The sequence below is a fragment of the Bombilactobacillus sp. ESL1187 genome (genome assembly GCF_058107155.1).
Genome location: NZ_JBYLTZ010000001.1, coordinates 1,120,107 through 1,137,492 on the forward strand (window position 1 = coordinate 1,120,107; position 17,386 = coordinate 1,137,492).

Genomic DNA, 17,386 nt, shown 5'->3' on the forward strand with positions numbered 1-17,386 from the left:
ATAATTTTGCGATAAATACAAATTGGGCTTGGCAAATAGGTAATTGTTTGCTAATATAAATAAGTGCTCAATTGCCATCTTAGCTCAGTAGGTAGAGCGCCACCGTGGTAAGGTGGAGGTCGTCGGTTCAAACCCGATAGATGGCTTAAGGTAATAGGATGAGATTTTTGATCTCATCCTATTTTTGTGTTTAAAAAATGCAACTCCTAACTTAGTTGAGCGGGTCTGGATTATACAAAAAAAGATTGCAACCAAAGTTGTTTCAAACTTGGTCACAATCTTTTTTAAACGGCATCAATTTAACTAATTATTTAAGTACACCGATACTTAACTTCTTGCCTTGAACAACAGCGGTTACTTGGTAATGATTCAACTTCTGATTTTGTTGTTGTCCTTTATTACTTTTAGCTTTTTTAACGAGGTTATTCAAGTCAGCCCGTTTGATCTTCAACCCACTGGCAAAAGCATTGACGTTAGCTTTGACTTCGTTACTCTTATAATCGTTGAAAGTTAAAGCAACCCGATAGAGGTTCGTTCCATCACTGAGCATTTTATAAGTCGTTGTTGGACTAAATAAAAGCTCCATTGGTTGATTTAATTTTGGCAATTTAGCAGCCATCTTAGCTTGTAGTTGCTTTGAATTATTAAAGTTATTAGCAAAATCTTGCAAAGATAAAATTTTCTTCGGCTTTTGCACCGTTACTTTAATTGGCTTTTTCAAAGCTTTGCTTTGACTAACTTTCACTTGACGCTTTTTAGTTGCTGCTGGTAAAGAAATCGTATACTTATCGTTTTTGACAGTCACACTTTGCTTAGGATTATCTGCAACTTGGTAATAAACTTTGCTACCTTTGTTGGAATTACCCGTAATTTCTTGTTTAAAAACTTTAGTGCCCGTAGTATTGTGTGCGCTAAAGGGCTTATTATCTGCGCTATTATTTGAATTTGAGCAGCCTGCTAATAAGAATGCAAAACCTGCCACAGCAACAGTTAATTTTTTATTAAACATTGTTGTTCTAACCACACTTTCATTTTATTTGTTAACAATCACATTATAGCAGTTTTTCACGTTTAGTCCTATGATGAGTCACAAAACTTTTGACTTTGATAATTAAGTTGTAGTCGCGACTTTGATAATGGTATAATTCGCTAAGGATAACTGTTACAAATGGAGAATAATATGAATGTTTTAAAATCACCAACTTTACGTGGAATTTGGTATGTCATCTGGTTAATAATGGTTGTAATTTCGCAGCATTTGGAACAATTAAGTATTGGTAGTAAGTCGATCCGTTGGGCTTATGCCGTGCTTTTTTTGATTGTTTCAGCATTTTTTTTGTTAATGATGGTCGGGCGCTATCGCCATGAGCAGCTATCGTTTGAAGGCTCAGCCCCCAACTTATTCGAAGGATTGGGGTTGTTTTTTGGCTTTGTGACTTTTATAGCGCTCATTATTGGTATTTTCTTATTCCTGATTAGTTATTTAAAAGCGCAAGGGCGGTTACCATCATTAAGGGTCTCCTCAGACTATCTGGATCGGGGACTGTTAGTTTTTTGGTTTGATTTGTTGGCCTCTGCTTTTATAGTGGCTGTGGAACAACAATTTGTTGTCACGGGCTTTTTCTTTAATTATTTCTTTCGAGAAAATACTTTAACCAATGCTTTATTAGGCATTATTATTAGTGGTATTTTGTATGGACTACTGAATATGGAAGTCTTTCATTTTATTAATTTCTTTATTTACTGTGCAATTGGTTGTTTATTAGCCGTGGTTTATTTAGCGACACAAAATTTTCAGATTAGTTTGTTATTAGGAATTTTTGTAGCTATTTTACGAGTGATTTTGATTTAAAAAAGGGAGACGTGATTGCATGACAGAGTCGAAGCAAGTTGATAGTATTTTAGTTTTAGATTACGGTAGTCAATACAATCAATTAATTACCCGGCGGATTCGTGATATGGGAGTTTATTCCGAGTTATTACCACACACCATCAGTGCGCAGGAGATCCAGGCGAAACAACCGCAAGGTATTATCTTATCTGGGGGTCCCAATAGCGTTTATGATCATGATGCTTTAACGATTGATCCGCAAATTTGGCAATTAGGGATTCCCATTTTGGGAATTTGTTACGGGATGCAATTAATGATGCATGATCTGGGGGGGCAAGTGCAAGCCGCAGGCAAACCAGAATATGGTCGGGCGCAAATTGAAGTTTCAGATACCACGAATTTATTATTTGCTGACTTGCCCCAACAGCAATTTGTTTGGATGAGCCATGGCGATCGGGTGACCCAAATCCCGGAAGAGTTTACGGCAGTAGCCGTGAGCGATAGTACCCCGTTTGCCGTAGTTGCTGATACCCAACGTCAATTTTATGGCGTCCAGTTTCATCCGGAAGTGCGTAATAGTGAGTATGGCTTGGATATTTTACGCAACTTTACATTTCAAATTTGCCAAGCTACGGCTAATTGGAGCATGCAAGATTTTATCACTGAACAAATTGCTAAAATTCGTGCCACAGTGGGTAAGCGCCGAGTATTATTAGGCTTGTCTGGCGGCGTTGATTCTTCAGTGACTGGTGTCCTGCTACATAAGGCCATTGGTTCACAATTAACTAGTATCTTTGTCGATCATGGTTTGTTACGCAAAGGTGAAGCGCAGGAAGTAATGGCGAGCTTAGAGGGTAAGTTCGGTCTGAATATTATTAAGGTTGATGCCCAACAACGGTTTATGGACAAATTAAAAGGTGTTACTGATCCAGAGCAAAAACGGAAAATTATTGGTAATGAATTTATTCAAGTTTTTAATGATGAAGCACGTAAGTTAGATGGCATTGATTTCTTAGCGCAAGGTACTTTGTATACTGATGTAATTGAAAGTGGCACTAATACGGCGCAAACAATTAAGTCCCACCATAATGTCGGTGGTTTACCTGAGGATTTGCAATTTACCTTGATTGAGCCCTTGCGGACGTTATTTAAAGATGAAGTGCGTGAACTCGGCGAAAGATTAGAGATGCCCCACGATTTAGTTTGGCGGCAACCGTTTCCCGGCCCCGGACTGGGAATTCGAGTTTTGGGAGAAGTCACAGCGGATAAACTCCAAATTGTGCGGGACAGTGATTGGATTTTACGCGATGAAATTAAAAAAGCGGGCTTGCAGGAATCGATCTGGCAATACTTTACCGTGTTACCAGGTATGCGCAGTGTTGGTGTGATGGGTGATGGGCGCACATATGATTATACTGTTGGTATTCGCGCAGTAACTTCCATTGATGGCATGACAGCCGACTTTGCCCAAATTCCGTGGGCCGTGTTAGCCAAAATTTCTACGCGTATTACGAATGAAGTCGACCACGTTAACCGCGTCGTGTATGATATTACTTCTAAGCCACCAGCAACGATTGAGTGGGAATAAAATTTGTTAATCTGTTGAATAGAAAAGGCAATGTAATCAGTTATTTTTGATGACATTGCTTTTTTGATTATTAAGTCAAATGTTGTTTAATATCTAAGGCAATTTGCACCATTTCAGTGGGCGACTTGGTAGCACCGCGGTTTAACCAATTAATTAACATCGCAAACATACCCCCAATGGCAAAATTTTGTAAATAACTGGCGTTGTCCGTGGGAAGGTTGGCTAAGGCACTCTGTTGTAAATTATCTAACCAAGAACGTTCTAATAAATGAAGTAATTTATTTTTTTGTAAGAGTAACAAAATTTGGCGATGTTGTTGCCAAAAGTTAAAAAAGTAAAAAACAATCTCAGTAAACTGTTGGTGATCTTCTTGGGCTAATTGGCTGAATAAGGTACAAGTTAGCTGGTTCAAATAAGTCGTTAAAACATCTTCTAAAGATTGAAAATAATGGTAAAAAGTCCGGCGGGCATAACCGGCTTTGTTGACCACATCAAGGACTCTTAAGGAGCTAAAAGAATGATCTGTTAATAAAGCTAACAATGCGCTGATAAAATCGGCCTGTGTTTGACGGGACTTAGTGGTTTGTTTAGCAAGATAAATTGGCTCATTATTTGACAATTGTGCAATTCTCACTCTCATTGGATTAAGTTACTATGCAAAATTATTTGCAGTTATTATAATCTAAAGTTATTAGCTAAACAATAGCGAGTGAGGCATCAGAAATGAAGCGATTAGTTCAACATTGGTACCAATGGGCAGTTTATGTGGCAGGTTTGTTGACTGTCATTTTGGTTTGTGGCGACTGGACATTGCTGCAACAAACGTTATTGGCTTCTTTAGTAGTTTTACACCTACATTTTTATGAAGAAATGGGTTTTCCCGGTGGTTTTCCCTGGATCGGGATGAAAATTGAATTGCATTTAACTGATGATGATTCTCGTCAGTGGGATTTAAATCAAGCTTCATCATTTTTTGGCAATGAATGGTTCGCTGTGGTCGTGTACCTTTTGCCATTATTTGTACCACAAGTTCACTTTTTAGCCTTGACAGCAGTAATTTTTGCTTTTGCGGAAATTGCGATGCACCTGTTTTATTTCAATTGGGCCATGAAAGTTTGGTATAATCCGGGATTATTAACTGCATTATTGGGACTATTACCCATTTCGGTTAATTATTTATGGCGTGCGATCCCACAGGGGCAATATTCATGGCTCGATTTAGTAATGGCTGTGATTTGGATTGCTTTTAATTATTGGGTCGCTTTTCGTTCGCCAATCTATAAAAAGTTAGGATCGCTGAAACAATATTCTTTTACTACTGAAGAAGTGAACCGTGCGCAGTATTATATGAAGAAAATGAATAAGGAGTAATAGCAATGAAATTTTTATGTCGACACTGGCAGCACTTAGCTGCAATAATGTTTGTGGGATTGGCGTTTTATATGGGCTTTTGGGGTGGCCGTCAATTAAACACTCTGCAAGTTTTTATGATTATGAGTCTGATGGCTTTATTAGCGCACCAATCTGAAGAATACATTTTGCCTGGTGGCGCAGCCTTAGTGATTAATTTAGGAATTTATCATGAGCCGCAGAATTATCGCAATTTCCCGGGAAATACTTTATCCTCCATGTTAGTTAATGTCATTTCGTGGTTGTTTTACTTGTTAGGAATAATTTTTCCCCACTGGATTTGGTTAGGACTAGGGATTATGTTCTTTAATTTGATTCAATTACCCGGGCATGCTTTGATGATGAATAAAGCGTTAAAGACGTGGTACAATCCGGGCATGGCTACCGCGATTTGTTTGTTAATGCCAGTCAGTGTGGGCTATTTCATTTATATTGTAGAAAATAACTTGGTGGTGCCATTAGACTGGTTGTTAGGCGTTGGAGTATTGATTGTGGCAATGGTTGCAATTATTGTTTTACCAGTGCAGTTACTCAAAAATCCTAACTCACCATACAAAGTCGCAGATTGGCAAGTGCAACAATATCGTAAAGTTAAAGCTTTTGCTAGCTGGCAAAAGTAACTCTGCTTAACAGATTATAATTCTAATTGCTTGGCAATTCTCCGCTTTTTAACTATCATAATCAATGAGGCTCAAAGGAAAGGGAGTTAAGTAGAATGTTTTTACAAGTTGATTCAGCTGCACAAACTAAATTGCAACCGTACTTGGATGATCCAAATGCTTTGATACTATTAAACTTTGATGACGGGGTAAGTGATTATTCGCATACGCAAGCTAGTTGTACCTTAAATGTGAACTTTAACTTGACTGTGATTCAAAAGAGTGCTGATCATCATGATTTTCAACAGATGTTAACAACCTCGGTCGGCGACTTTTTAATCAAATCTTATTCACAGGACTTTTTAGACGAACAAATGCAATTAAAAGCTACCGCCGGTGGTGTTTTACAGTTGACCGGGGCGCATGCGGGGATGATTGCTAGTCGCGTACCAGTTGTCGATGAACGTTAACATTTAGGAGTACCACTTACTTAATCTTAAACAAAGTACGTGTAATTTTTTAATTACGCGTATTTTATTTTTTAAATAATGGCGACTATTGCAACACTGATGGAAATTGACAAATTGCTTTGTAGCATCTTAAGAAATTCTTAAACATTTTGCTTCACATTTGGCACAATTCGTTGTAAATTAGTATTAGTAAATTACAACAGGAATTGAGTGGAGATAAGGGATGATTTATGGTGAAACAATTGAATAAAGTTTTAGCAGCTGGTACTTTGATGGCGGCTGGTGTAGCGGCGGTAACGACTCAAACTTCACCGACTAAAGCTGATACTTACAATGCCAAGATTGCCACAACTAATGCGCAAACGAGTACGGTTAATTTATATAATAACCAAGGGCAAGTAATCCCTAATCGACAACTACCGGCCAATACGCAATGGCGCGTTGGTAAAGTTGCTTATTTTCAAGGTGGAAGTCAAAACTTACAAAATGTTTTGATGTATCAGGTTGCACCTAACGAGTGGTTACGCGCTCAAGATAGTTCTTTAAACGTCACGCCCACTAACGTAGTGACTAAGAATTTGGATACCGGCGTGACAACACCAGTCAGCCCAACACCAGTTACTAATGCTACTAGTGTGACCAATACTCCTGCTACCACTGCTACGCCAGTTAATAATGGTGATGTAGTGACGACGGCTAAGAGTATGCTGGGTTACTTTAATTATGGTGCGACTCATGGTATTGGTAACATCGGTTCCGTGGCCAATCCCAATCCTAATGGTGTTACCGATTGTTCTGGTTTTGTTTGGCTAGCTTTAGCCAAAGCTGGTTATCGTGTTCCGGCTAATATGGGTTGGTACACACAAACCATGGAAAACGATGCTAAGGGTGCTCACCAATATTTACAAGCGATTGATCCTAGTCAAGCTCAAGCAGGGGATATTGTTATTGTTAATACCAATGATGGCTTTGGACAAAATGGACATACTGCGATCTTAGAAGGACCGTGGCAGAATGTGACACCTGGTAGTAACATGACACCAGTGATTCAGATGGGTGGTCGCACTACTGCTAAGGGTGTTAATGAAGATGGCTTTGCTACGTCATTTTTGAGTTTATTACAAGGTAATTATACGTTAACGATTGCGCGGCCAATTCGTTAAAATTGCTAAAATATTGGAAATTAATCAACCGAATAGTAATAATCTTCACTACGTTGGTGAGCCAAGGTAATTGAGACTTTTCTCATAAATTAATTACGTTTAAAAAATGTAATAGGTGATTGATTGTTACTGCGGTCTAATGATAACTTTGGAACAATAGTTTCAAAGTTATTTTTTTGATTTTAAATTTAATTAAAATCTTGCAATTTTTGCTTATTATTTTATAATGTGAGTTATTAAGTAAAGGAGGTATTATTTATGAACAAGCATAAGTCTTGGTTACAAGTATTAATTGTAATTTTGACGGTCATTTGGGGAGGATTGACGGCGACCACACAAGCGCAAGCCGCGGGAACAAATGGTCAAGTGCAAGATGACTATTTGCAAAAAGTGCAAGCTAAAAAAGAGCTAGTGATGGGAACTAGTCCTGATTTTCCACCATATGAATTCGTTAAAAATATTCATGGCAAATCAACAGTTGTCGGAATGGATGTCGAAGTCGGTCAAAAAATTGCGTCGGACTTGGGTGTGAAATTAGTTATTGAGCGGATGGATTTTGATTCGTTGTTGGTGGCTTTAGAGACTGGCAAGGTTGATATGGTCATTTCAGGTATGAATAACACGCCACAACGGGCGAAGAGTGTGGCTTTTAGCAAGGATTATTATCAAACAGGGCAAGATTTATTAATTCGGCAAGCTGATGTACATAGGTATCATAATTACCGATCATTTTCAGGCAAAACTATTGGCGCACAAACAGGTTCTATTCAGTATTCATTGATTAAACAACAAGCTAAAGCTTCGAAACTCAAAGGCATGGATAAAGACAATGATTTAGTTTTGGCGTTGCAAACACATAAGATTGACGCAGTGGCAGTTGATACGGCAACCGCTAAAGCCTTTGTCAAAAATACTAATGGTTTGGTTCGGATTCCTTCGGGTTTTAAGATTTCGTCAGCGGGTTCTGCAATTGCTTTTCCCAAAGGGGCCAATTCTTTAGTACAAGCAGCCAATAAATCCATTGATACGATTCACAAGGATAATTTAATTAATAAAGTCTATTTACCCAAAGTTGGTAAATATATGACCAATAATAAATCTAAGAAAGCCAAGCAAAAAGCTAACTCCATGTGGGCTTATAAAGATTTCTTTGTTGCTGGTGTGGGTTATACCTTAATGATTTCCGCAATTTCGGTCTTCTTTGGGTTCTTATTAGGAATCATCTTAGGTTTAATGCGGTTAAGTCAGAGTTCTTGGGCGCAAAAGTTAGCAGGAGCTTATATTGAATTTGTGCGGGGCACACCGTTGATGGTGCAATTACTGTTTATTTATTTTGGTTTAGGTGTGGTTGTTAATATTCCCGCTTTATTATCGGGAATTATTGCGGTTTCGCTAAATTCGGCAGCTTATGTGGCTGAAGTGATTCGTTCCGGTATTAATTCGGTTAATGTTGGGCAAAGAGAAGCTGCCCGTTCGTTAGGAATGTCACGGGTTTTAACCATGCGGTATGTCGTCTTTCCACAAGCAATGAAAAACATTTGGCCCGCTTTAGGTAATGAATTTATTTCTTTGATTAAGGAAAGTTCGATTGTGTCCGTAATTGGAGTTAAAGATTTGATCTATCAATCGCGTTTAGTGCAGGCAGATACGTATCGTGGCGTAATGCCTTTAGTCATCACCATGATTTTGTACTTTATCATTACGTTCAGTTTGTCTCGTTTAATGAAATATTTTGAAAGGAAAATGGGCCATGGAAACGACTAAACAACAGCCAGTTTTGTTAGCAACGAAACAATTAACAAAAGCATTTGGCACCAATACAGTGCTCAAAAATATTGATTCACAAGTACACGAAGGTCAAGTAATTTGTTTAATTGGACCTTCAGGAGCTGGGAAAAGTACCTTTTTAAGATGTTTAAATTTATTGGATCAACCAACTTCGGGAGCGGTCCTTTTCAAAGAGCAAGACTTAACACAGTTAGCGGATAAACAGCTGGATCAGTTGCGTCAGCAAATGGGGATGGTTTTTCAGCAATTCAATTTGTTCCCTCACATGACAGTTTTGGATAACTTAACCTTAGCACCGCTGAAAGTTAAGCAAATTTCAGAAACGGCAGCGACTGCGAAAGCACAAGAACTGTTAGAACAAGTAGGTTTGAGTGATAAACAAACGGCCTATCCGGCTAATTTATCAGGGGGCCAACAACAAAGAGTGGCCATTGCGCGGGCTTTAATGATGGATCCGCAAGTGCTACTTTTTGACGAACCTACGTCGGCCTTAGATCCCGAAATGGTGGGCGAAGTTTTGAAAGTAATGCAGGATCTGGCTCAAAAAGGAATGACGATGATTGTCGTTACTCACGAAATGGGTTTTGCCCGTAACGTTGCTGATCAGGTTTGGTTTATGGCCGATGGTGGCATTCAAGAGTCTGCTACACCAGCACAATTCTTTCAACATCCTCAAACTCAGCGGGCACAGGACTTTTTAGATAAGATTTTAGAGTCTTAGGGGTTATTTTATGGAACAACAACAAGCGTTAAAAATTTTAACTGATTTAATTGCAATCGAGACCGTTGATCAAAACGAAAGCCAGGTCGCCGACTATATTGCACAGTTGTTTCAGCCGTATGCCGATCAAGTAGCAATTCAACGCGTTAATTTTGCTCCGGGACGCGATAACTTATTAGTTACAATTGGACAAACCGGACCGATTTTGGGTTTTAGTGGTCATGAAGATGTCGTTGCAGCTGATGCTCATGCTTGGCAAACGCCGCCTTTTGCAGGAACTGTTCGTAATGGTAAAGTTTATGGCCGCGGTGCGAGTGATATGAAATCCGGCTTAGCAGCAATGATTGTGGCCATGCTTGATTTATTAGCGGCCAAACAGCCGTTGGCAGGACGAGTCCGACTATTAGCCACAGTTGGTGAAGAGACGGGCGAATATGGTGCAGCTCAATTAGTCAAGTTGGGTTTAGTCGATGATTTATCCGGACTAGTTATTGGTGAGCCATCCAATTTGCAGCTGGAAGTTACGCATAAAGGCGTCATTGATTACTGTGTCACTTCACGGGGAAAGGCGGCTCATGCTTCAACACCAGCAGCGGGCAAAAATGCGATTTGGCCATTAATAGACTTTGCTCAAAAAGTGCAAGCCTATTTTGCACAAGCTGAGCTAGCAGATCCTATTTTAGGTAAAATGACGCATGTTCTGAGCCAAATCCAGGGCGGTGAACAGATTAACTCCGTCCCCGCACAAGCAAGTTTAACGGGAAATATTCGGACAACGCCGGCTTACACTCATGAACAAATTTATCAATTTTTAAATGAGCAAATTCAACAATTAAATGCTCAAGGGGCCGATTTAACCATTGAGTATCGTTATCCGGAGTTACCGTTACCGGATCAATCGCAAAGTAAATTAGTGACTATAGCCCAGTCTGTTTTACAAAAGCAACTGCATTTGCCAGGCGAAATCATCGCGGGTCAAGGAGCAACTGAAGCTTCAGAATATATTCAAGTTGGTAAATTTCCGATTGTCATTTGTGGTCCAGGTGAAGGAGTGAGTGATCACCAAGCTAATGAATGGGTCAGTGGCCAAAATTATTTGTTAGGCTGCCAATTTTATCAAGCTTTGGCACAAAATTTTTGGCAAATGAATTAAAAATAGCACTTCACAATAGTTGTTGTGTTAAGTTTCATTACTCAGAAATTTGGTTTCTACTTTTTAAGAAAAAGGTTGACAAAAAGTTGTTGCTGTTTTAAAGTTGCAATAATTAAAAATTGCTGAGAAAAGATGAGTAAATATCACGCTAATTTAGAGAGTCACGGTGGCTGAAAAGTGATTTAAAACGGATATTGAAGATGGTCTGGGAGCAATCTCAAGTTTAACTTGCGGTTAACAACTGATAACTTGTTTCAGTATGAAAGGTACTGATTAAGAGTAGTATTGTGAGATACTGCTAAAAAAAGGTGGTAACACGCTAAGTGCGTCCTGCATGAATTCATGTAGGACGCTTTTTTTGATTTTCGCCAAGGCCGATTTCGCAGTAATCTAAGGAGGATAATTATGAAACAACAGGTTAATCCATTAGCAGCATTACATTATGATATCGTCGGTAGTTTTTTGCGCCCATCAAATTTAAAACAGGCGCGCCAGGCTTTTACTGAACACAAAATAAGTGTCCAGGATTTAAAACAAGTTGAGAATCAAGCGATTATTGACTTATTAAAGCAAGAGGCGAATTCGGGCTTAAAAGTCGTGACAGATGGCGAGTTTCGCCGCAGTTGGTGGCACTTAGACTTTTTCTGGGGATTAAATGGTTTACAAAAGGCTCAAGCGCAAACGGGTTATCAATTTCATGGTGAACAAACTCGAAATGAGACCGTTAATCTGAGCGGTCCGATTAGTGGAGAACAACATCCGTTTGTGGAGCACTTTAAATTTACACAGGCGCATACGCCGGATAATTTATTAGTTAAGCAAACCATTCCAGCACCGAGTCAATTATTAGCGGAGTTAAGTCGACCAGAAAATCAGGATAGTGTGCGGCAGTTTTATCCTCATGAGGACAAATTACTGCAAGCTATTACAACTGCCTATCAACAGGTTTTAACAGATTTAGCGGCAGCAGGTTGTCAGTTAGTTCAGTTTGATGATTGTTCTTGGGGGCAGATCATTGACTGGACGCTGCATCAAACGCAAACTCCAGCTCGTATTGCCCAAATTAAGCAACAATTTGTCGATTTGAATAATGCAGTGATTGCTTGTGCTCCGTCAGAGTTAACTATTAATACGCATATTTGTCGTGGTAATTATCATTCCACTTGGTTTGTGGCCGGGGGTTATGAGAGCGTGGCAGATGTTTTATTTAAAAAAGAGCAGGTTCAAAGTTTTTATTTAGAATATGATACAAAGCGAGCTGGCAGTTTAGAAGTAATTCAAGCTATTCCAGCAGATACGCGCGTGGTTTTGGGCTTAGTGACGAGCAAGTCGGGGCAATTAGAAGACAAAGCCCAATTAATTCAACGGCTGCAGGTGGCTAGTCAGTATCATCCATTAGAAAACTTGGCTTTGAGTCCTCAATGTGGTTTTGCTTCAACTGAGGAAGGAAATATTTTAACCGAACAACAACAATGGGCTAAAATTCAGCTGCTTCAAGACGTGGCGCATGAAGTTTGGGATGCGTAGTTTAAAAAGAGCAGTATAATTAAAATATGTTTAATAAAGATGATGGAGGCAAGCAAATGGATAATGAAGAAGCGGATTATTTTTGGCAGCAAAAGCTAACTAATGGGCATACACGCGTTGGTTTGGCGCCTAAAGGACAAGAGGAAGTGGGAAGTGTCGGGTTTGTTGATTTGCCGCAAGTTAGCGAATTAAACGTCGGCGATTTCTTACTATCAGTGGAAAGTGATAAAGCAGTGACGGAGTTGCATACGCCCTGCGCTGGCCGTGTTGTTCAGTTTAACCAAGCTTTGGTAGAGCATCCAGAATTGTTAAACGAAACTGATCAGCAGCATAATTGGATTGTAGAATTAGCTTAAATTAAAATATTAATGGTTGATCAATTTTGCTACTTAAAAGTCTCACGACTGGTAGAAGCATTTTACTGAAAACAGGTATGCTATAATGAAAAGCAGTTGATTAAATTTTAAATTGTACAAAAAAGGTTGGCGAATTTAGTGCCTAATGATAAAAAATTACAACCCCATTTTCATTTAGCTGCGAAAAATCATATGGATATTCCCTGGTCCCGAGTTGTGGCCCAGCATTTAAAGCAAACTGCAGTCAATGCTTCCTTGATGGAAAAAGCTACGATTATTGGACGAGTGGGCATGATTATGTTAGCTTCCGGTACGGGAGCGTGGCGCGTGCGCGACTCAATGAATACGATTGCGCGGATTTTAAAAGTGACGTGTTCAGCGGATATCGGTTTGGTTTCGATTTCGTACAGTTGTTTTGATGGGCAAGATGAGTACCGCAGTGTGACAGAAGCTTTATCGTTAGCTAGCAGTGGGGTAGATACGACTAAATTAGCAGCCATGGAAAATTTTGTAGCGCTTTTTGAAGAAGAAGGCGCTTTTTTAAGTGTTGGCAAAATTCATCATTTACTGGATAAAATTCAACAGCGACCCAAAAATTATTCTCCTTTGATATTGGGGCTAGCCGCGGCAGTAGCTTGTAGTGCCTTCGTCTTTTTGTTGGGCGGTGGTCCAGTCGAAATGTTTTGTACTTTTGTCGGGGCTGGTTTAGGTAATTATGTCCGGTCGTTAATGAATAGTAAGCATTTAACACTCTTTGCAGGTCTAGCAGCAGGAGTGGCGGTGGCTTGTTTAACTTATTTAGTCATTTCCAGAACCTTAGAATTTAGTTTGCATATCAATGTGGCGCATGAAGCGGGTTACATTGGTTCGATGTTATTCGCTATTCCGGGATTTCCGTTTATTACCAGTGGTTTAGATATTGCTAAATTGGATATGCGCTCGGGCATTGAACGCTTTGTCCATGCTGTCACGATTATCATGGTCGCGACCTTAGTCGGCTGGATGGTCGCCTTAGCCAGTGACTTACGGCCCGATAATTTTGTGCCCTTAGGGTTGAATCCGTGGTTGTTAGCAGTGCTTCGGTTTCCGGCCAGTTTTTGTGGAGTGTTTGGTTTTTCTGTGATGTTTAACAGTTCCAAAAAAATGGCGACTCTGGCCGCTTTTAATGGCGCCATTGCCAATACTTTACGCTTAGAATTAGTTGATTTAACCACATTGCCGCCCGCTGCGGCCGCTTTTGTTGGGGCCTTAGTGGCCGGTTTATTAGCATCAATTATCCATAAAAAGTTTCATTATCCGCGGATTAGTTTAACCGTACCTGCTATTGTAATTATGGTTCCCGGTTTATATATGTATCGAGCAATGTATTATTTAGGCGTCGGTGCGATTTCACAAGGTTCTCAATGGCTATTGAATGCGATGATGATTGTCATCTTTTTACCACTAGGTTTAATCTTAGCGCGAGTCTTGATGGATTCTGATTGGCGACGGGCGAGTTAAACTCAAAAGTGCAATTTTTTCAAGAATGGGGTTAATTGGTCTAGACTAGCTCGGCGCGTTTGCCTATTCTTGAGCGGATTTGCGGGTAAATAAATGACAACTTAATTATTTTAGAGTAAAATTATGACTTAATATTTATTATGCTGAAGAAGCGTTAATGGTGTATCATTAAACTTTAATTTAGAATAATTTAGCAAAGGAGATGTTGAAGTAGTTACCACTGAGTCTTTAGGAATTAATGGAGGGTTTAAATTTATTTAATAAATGGAGTGATATTGATGAAAAGTCATTTAAAAACACTAAGTAGTTGGTTAGTGTTGATATTTAGCTTCTGGACATGCTTTAGTCTTACTAGTCATCATGTCCAGGCTAAGACCTACCAAATTGGAACCGACGTTACTTATCCGCCGTTTGAATTTGCAAACGATCAAAATAAATATATCGGCATTGACATTGATATTATTAATGCCGTCGCTAAAGAAGAGGGCTTTAAAGTCAATACCAAACAAGTTGGTTTTAATTCTGCTGTGCAGTCCGCACAAGCAGGACAGTTGGATGGTGTCATGGCCGGAATGACAATTACTCCGGAACGACAGGCCAAGTTTGATTTTGGAACCCCCTATTTTAAAACTGGGGTTGTCATGGCTGTTGGTAAAGATAGCTCCATCAAAGATTTTAAACAGTTAAAAGGCAAACGAGTAGCGATTAAAACAGGAACAGCGGCTGCTCAATACGCTACGAAGCTGAAGAAGCGTTACGGCTTTAAAACAGTCACGTTTGATGATTCTAACAACATGTACCAAGACGTTGTAACGGGCAATTCGGTGGCCTGTTTTGAAGATCAACCAGTGATGCAATATGCGATTAATCAAGGTATGAAATTAAAAATTGTTACCAAACCAGCACAAGGTGGTTGGTACGGTTTCGGTGTGAAAAAGGGTACGCATCAGGAATTGCTCCGGCAGTTTAATGCCGGCTTTAAAAAGATTAAGGCTAATGGAACCTATGACAAAATTGTGGCCAAGTATTTGGGCGGTAAGACGCACTCCGCAGTTAAAGGTCAGACTTTTACCATTGGGACTGATGTGACTTTTCCACCGTTTGAATTTGCCAATAAAAATAATCAATACGTCGGTATTGATATTGATGTTGTCAAGAAGATTGCTAAGGATCAAGGCTTTAAGGTAAAGATCAAACCGCTTGGCTTTAATGCTGCTGTGCAAGCTGTTGAATCTGGCCAAATTGACGGGGTCATGGCCGGCATGTCAATTACACCAGAACGTCAAGCCAAATTAGATTTTTCCGATCCGTATTATCATTCTGGGGTCGTCATGGCTACTTCGGATAAGGGTCGAGTAACTAGTTTGAGCCAGTTACGTGGTAAAAAAGTAGCAGTTAAGACGGGGACGGCTGGTGCGCAATACGCTAATAGTATTAAACGCAAATATGGTTTTAAGACAGTCACGTTTGATGATTCCAATAACATGTACCAAGATGTGTTAACTGGTAATTCGGCGGCTTGTTTTGAAGATCAGCCAGTCATGCAATATGCGATTAAAAAAGGCACTAATCTGAAAATTGTTACCAAGCCGGCATTAAAAGCACCATATGGTTTTGCTGTTAAAAAAGGCCAAAATCAAGAATTACTGAAAGCTTTCAATCAAGGCTTAACCAATATTAAGGCTAGTGGTACCTATGATGATATTAAAGCTAAATATCTTGGTGGTAAGGCAGATAAAGGCGTTGCTAAAGCAGGAGCTGATCATGAAGATCGGAGCTTTATCGGTTTGTTGAAACAAAATAAAGGTGCGCTGTGGTCCGGTTTTGTTGAAACCATGTGGTTAACCGTAGTTGCCATTATTTTTGCAACAATCTTTGGCGTCATTATCGGTTTATTAGGTGTTGTGCCAATGAAATTCTGTCATTGGATTTCTAGTACAGTGATTTATCTGTTCCGGGGCATGCCGCTATTAGTCTTGGCATTATTTATCTATACTGGAATTCCTAGCTTAACTGGCCAAAAAATTCCCGCCTTTTTAGCTGGAACGATTACGTTAACCTTAAACGAAGGCGCGTATATTGCCGCTTTTGTTAAAGGCGGAATTGAAGCAGTCGATGTGGGACAGATGGAAGCGGCTCGTAGTTTAGGTTTGCCATTTGGTAAAGCAATGCGTAAAGTTATTTTGCCGCAAGGAATTAAGATTATGATTCCGTCATTTATTAATCAGTTTATTATTACGTTAAAAGATACGTCCATTTTATCTATTATTGGAATTTTGGAATTAACCCAAACCGGAAAAATTATTATTGCTAGAAACTTAGAAGGCTTTAAAGTTTGGACCATTATTGCGATTATTTACGTCGTTGTAATTACTCTATTAACTTGGTTATCTAATTGGGTGCAAAGGAGGACACAAGGATGAGTACCAAAGTCGAAGTGAAAAATTTAGTTAAAACCTACGGCACTAATGAAGTGTTAAAAGGAATTGACTTAACGGTTCAAGATAATGAAGTTGTGGTCATCATTGGTCCTTCTGGTTCTGGTAAGAGTACGCTTTTACGGACACTTAATAAGTTAGAAGAACCAACTTCAGGTAGTGTTTTAGTTGATGGTATTAATATTGCTGATCCCAAGACGAATATGAATCAAGTGCGGGAAAATATTGGAATGGTTTTTCAGCATTTTAACTTGTTTCATAACTTAACTGTGGGCCAGAACATTATGTTGGCGCCAGTCGAATTAAAAAAGCAAACCAAAGAACAAGCGCAAAAGAGTGCCCAACAATTGTTAGAAACGGTCGGTTTGTCCGATAAATTTGATGCGACTGTGCAGTCTTTGTCAGGTGGGCAACAACAGCGAGTGGCGATTGCCCGCGCTTTGGCGATGGATCCGAATGTCATGTTATTTGATGAACCAACCTCAGCACTAGATCCGGAAATGGTTGGGGACGTTTTGGCAGTTATGAAAGATTTAGCCAAAAGAGGAATGACCATGATTGTGGTGACGCACGAAATGGGTTTTGCCAAAGAAGTTGCCGATCGGGTAGTCTTTGTGGATTCGGGTAAGATTCAGGAACAAGGCGAACCCCAACAAATTTTTGAGCATCCACAAAATCAACGTTTGCAGGACTTTTTAGATAAAGTTTTGAATGTTTAAAAATAAGATTTAAAAAATTAATACTGTATTATTAGCCAACTTGGTCTAAAAAAGATCAAGTTGGCTTTTTGTTCACAAGCGTTTTAATTTTATTTTGGGTGGAAACGCTATATTATGAATGCG

Annotated in this window: 16 protein-coding genes, 1 tRNA gene and 1 pseudogene; 16 read left to right on the forward strand and 2 right to left on the reverse strand. The window is 39.4% G+C overall.

What is annotated here, in order from left to right; all coding sequences use genetic code 11:
• The first annotated feature begins 73 nt into the window (after nucleotides 1–73).
• Nucleotides 74–146: transfer RNA gene (locus AC3B5B_RS05255), tRNA-Thr, on the forward strand.
• A gap of 161 nt (nucleotides 147–307) precedes the next feature.
• Here AC3B5B_RS05255 and AC3B5B_RS05260 read toward each other — a convergent pair.
• Nucleotides 308–1,009, reverse strand: a complete 702-nt coding sequence (locus tag AC3B5B_RS05260; RefSeq protein ID WP_489769519.1) for a hypothetical protein — start codon at nucleotides 1,007–1,009, stop codon at nucleotides 308–310.
• 171 nt (nucleotides 1,010–1,180) lie between these two features.
• On the opposite strand from AC3B5B_RS05260, the gene AC3B5B_RS05265 reads away from it, so the two are divergent.
• On the forward strand, nucleotides 1,181–1,852 hold the full coding sequence (locus AC3B5B_RS05265; RefSeq protein WP_489769520.1) for a hypothetical protein: 672 nt from the start codon (nucleotides 1,181–1,183) through the stop codon (nucleotides 1,850–1,852).
• Between the two features lie 19 nt (nucleotides 1,853–1,871).
• Nucleotides 1,872–3,419 carry a glutamine-hydrolyzing GMP synthase gene (gene guaA, locus AC3B5B_RS05270; RefSeq protein WP_489769521.1) on the forward strand — a complete coding sequence of 516 codons (1,548 nt, stop codon included), beginning with the start codon at nucleotides 1,872–1,874 and terminating at the stop codon, nucleotides 3,417–3,419.
• Between the two features lie 70 nt (nucleotides 3,420–3,489).
• Here the strand turns inward: guaA and AC3B5B_RS05275 are convergent, their stop codons facing one another.
• Nucleotides 3,490–4,038, reverse strand: a complete 549-nt coding sequence (locus AC3B5B_RS05275; protein WP_489769522.1) for a TetR/AcrR family transcriptional regulator — start codon at nucleotides 4,036–4,038, stop codon at nucleotides 3,490–3,492.
• Between the two features lie 104 nt (nucleotides 4,039–4,142).
• Between AC3B5B_RS05275 and AC3B5B_RS05280 the strand changes: the two genes are divergently transcribed.
• The 13 genes and pseudogenes from AC3B5B_RS05280 (at nucleotide 4,143) to AC3B5B_RS05340 (ending at nucleotide 17,263) form a co-directional block, all read left to right on the forward strand.
• Nucleotides 4,143–4,790 (forward strand): HXXEE domain-containing protein, encoded by a 648-nt coding sequence (locus AC3B5B_RS05280; RefSeq protein ID WP_489769523.1) that lies wholly within the window; start codon nucleotides 4,143–4,145, stop codon nucleotides 4,788–4,790.
• Between the two features lie 5 nt (nucleotides 4,791–4,795).
• Nucleotides 4,796–5,449 carry an HXXEE domain-containing protein gene (locus AC3B5B_RS05285; protein WP_489769524.1) on the forward strand — a complete coding sequence of 218 codons (654 nt, stop codon included), beginning with the start codon at nucleotides 4,796–4,798 and terminating at the stop codon, nucleotides 5,447–5,449.
• Between the two features lie 95 nt (nucleotides 5,450–5,544).
• Nucleotides 5,545–5,898 carry an iron-sulfur cluster biosynthesis family protein gene (locus AC3B5B_RS05290; RefSeq protein ID WP_489758135.1) on the forward strand — a complete coding sequence of 118 codons (354 nt, stop codon included), beginning with the start codon at nucleotides 5,545–5,547 and terminating at the stop codon, nucleotides 5,896–5,898.
• Nucleotides 5,899–6,128: 230 nt separating this feature from the next.
• Entirely contained in the window at nucleotides 6,129–7,061 is a 933-nt protein-coding gene (locus AC3B5B_RS05295; RefSeq protein ID WP_489769525.1) for an NlpC/P60 family protein, read from the forward strand.
• 258 nt (nucleotides 7,062–7,319) lie between these two features.
• A complete protein-coding gene (locus tag AC3B5B_RS05300; protein WP_489758137.1) occupies nucleotides 7,320–8,825 on the forward strand; it encodes an ABC transporter substrate-binding protein/permease in 1,506 nt (501 codons plus the stop codon).
• A complete protein-coding gene (locus AC3B5B_RS05305; protein WP_489758138.1) occupies nucleotides 8,812–9,570 on the forward strand; it encodes an amino acid ABC transporter ATP-binding protein in 759 nt (252 codons plus the stop codon). Before AC3B5B_RS05300 ends, AC3B5B_RS05305 begins: the two co-directional genes overlap by 14 nt.
• A 10-nt stretch (nucleotides 9,571–9,580) precedes the next feature.
• The gene (locus AC3B5B_RS05310; RefSeq protein ID WP_489769526.1) at nucleotides 9,581–10,723 is read left to right on the forward strand and encodes an ArgE/DapE family deacylase; all 1,143 of its coding nucleotides are present in this window, start codon (nucleotides 9,581–9,583) and stop codon (nucleotides 10,721–10,723) included.
• 405 nt (nucleotides 10,724–11,128) lie between these two features.
• On the forward strand, nucleotides 11,129–12,250 hold the full coding sequence (locus tag AC3B5B_RS05315) for a 5-methyltetrahydropteroyltriglutamate--homocysteine S-methyltransferase (protein ID WP_489769527.1): 1,122 nt from the start codon (nucleotides 11,129–11,131) through the stop codon (nucleotides 12,248–12,250).
• Nucleotides 12,251–12,306: 56 nt separating this feature from the next.
• Nucleotides 12,307–12,606 carry a glycine cleavage system H family protein gene (locus tag AC3B5B_RS05320; protein ID WP_489758141.1) on the forward strand — a complete coding sequence of 100 codons (300 nt, stop codon included), beginning with the start codon at nucleotides 12,307–12,309 and terminating at the stop codon, nucleotides 12,604–12,606.
• 138 nt (nucleotides 12,607–12,744) lie between these two features.
• Nucleotides 12,745–14,106: a threonine/serine exporter family protein gene (locus tag AC3B5B_RS05325; RefSeq protein WP_489758142.1), complete on the forward strand. Its 1,362-nt coding sequence runs from the start codon at nucleotides 12,745–12,747 to the stop codon at nucleotides 14,104–14,106.
• Nucleotides 14,107–14,384: 278 nt separating this feature from the next.
• Nucleotides 14,385–14,669: pseudogene (locus AC3B5B_RS05330) on the forward strand (transporter substrate-binding domain-containing protein); the annotation flags it as partial.
• Nucleotides 14,670–15,092: 423 nt separating this feature from the next.
• A complete protein-coding gene (locus AC3B5B_RS05335) occupies nucleotides 15,093–16,529 on the forward strand; it encodes an amino acid ABC transporter substrate-binding protein/permease (protein ID WP_489769854.1) in 1,437 nt (478 codons plus the stop codon).
• Complete coding sequence (locus AC3B5B_RS05340; RefSeq protein ID WP_489758143.1) at nucleotides 16,526–17,263, forward strand: amino acid ABC transporter ATP-binding protein; 738 nt, start codon at nucleotides 16,526–16,528, stop codon at nucleotides 17,261–17,263. The genes AC3B5B_RS05335 and AC3B5B_RS05340 overlap by 4 nt, the downstream gene beginning before the upstream one ends.
• The last annotated feature ends 123 nt before the right edge of the window (nucleotides 17,264–17,386 follow it).

What these genes read in the sequence shown, in the direction of transcription:
- AC3B5B_RS05305 (WP_489758138.1), top strand. Translation starts at nt 8,812, where the DNA reads ATGGAAACGACTAAACAACAGCCAGTTTTGTTAGCAACGAAACAATTA.
- AC3B5B_RS05265 (WP_489769520.1), top strand. Translation starts at nt 1,181, where the DNA reads ATGAATGTTTTAAAATCACCAACTTTACGTGGAATTTGGTATGTCATC.
- AC3B5B_RS05340 (WP_489758143.1), top strand. Translation starts at nt 16,526, where the DNA reads ATGAGTACCAAAGTCGAAGTGAAAAATTTAGTTAAAACCTACGGCACT.
- AC3B5B_RS05310 (WP_489769526.1), top strand. Translation starts at nt 9,581, where the DNA reads ATGGAACAACAACAAGCGTTAAAAATTTTAACTGATTTAATTGCAATC.
- guaA (WP_489769521.1), top strand. Translation starts at nt 1,872, where the DNA reads ATGACAGAGTCGAAGCAAGTTGATAGTATTTTAGTTTTAGATTACGGT.
- AC3B5B_RS05280 (WP_489769523.1), top strand. Translation starts at nt 4,143, where the DNA reads ATGAAGCGATTAGTTCAACATTGGTACCAATGGGCAGTTTATGTGGCA.
- AC3B5B_RS05290 (WP_489758135.1), top strand. Translation starts at nt 5,545, where the DNA reads ATGTTTTTACAAGTTGATTCAGCTGCACAAACTAAATTGCAACCGTAC.
- AC3B5B_RS05285 (WP_489769524.1), top strand. Translation starts at nt 4,796, where the DNA reads ATGAAATTTTTATGTCGACACTGGCAGCACTTAGCTGCAATAATGTTT.
- AC3B5B_RS05320 (WP_489758141.1), top strand. Translation starts at nt 12,307, where the DNA reads ATGGATAATGAAGAAGCGGATTATTTTTGGCAGCAAAAGCTAACTAAT.
- AC3B5B_RS05315 (WP_489769527.1), top strand. Translation starts at nt 11,129, where the DNA reads ATGAAACAACAGGTTAATCCATTAGCAGCATTACATTATGATATCGTC.
- AC3B5B_RS05295 (WP_489769525.1), top strand. Translation starts at nt 6,129, where the DNA reads ATGGTGAAACAATTGAATAAAGTTTTAGCAGCTGGTACTTTGATGGCG.
- AC3B5B_RS05300 (WP_489758137.1), top strand. Translation starts at nt 7,320, where the DNA reads ATGAACAAGCATAAGTCTTGGTTACAAGTATTAATTGTAATTTTGACG.
- AC3B5B_RS05260 (WP_489769519.1), bottom strand. Translation starts at nt 1,009, where the DNA reads ATGTTTAATAAAAAATTAACTGTTGCTGTGGCAGGTTTTGCATTCTTA.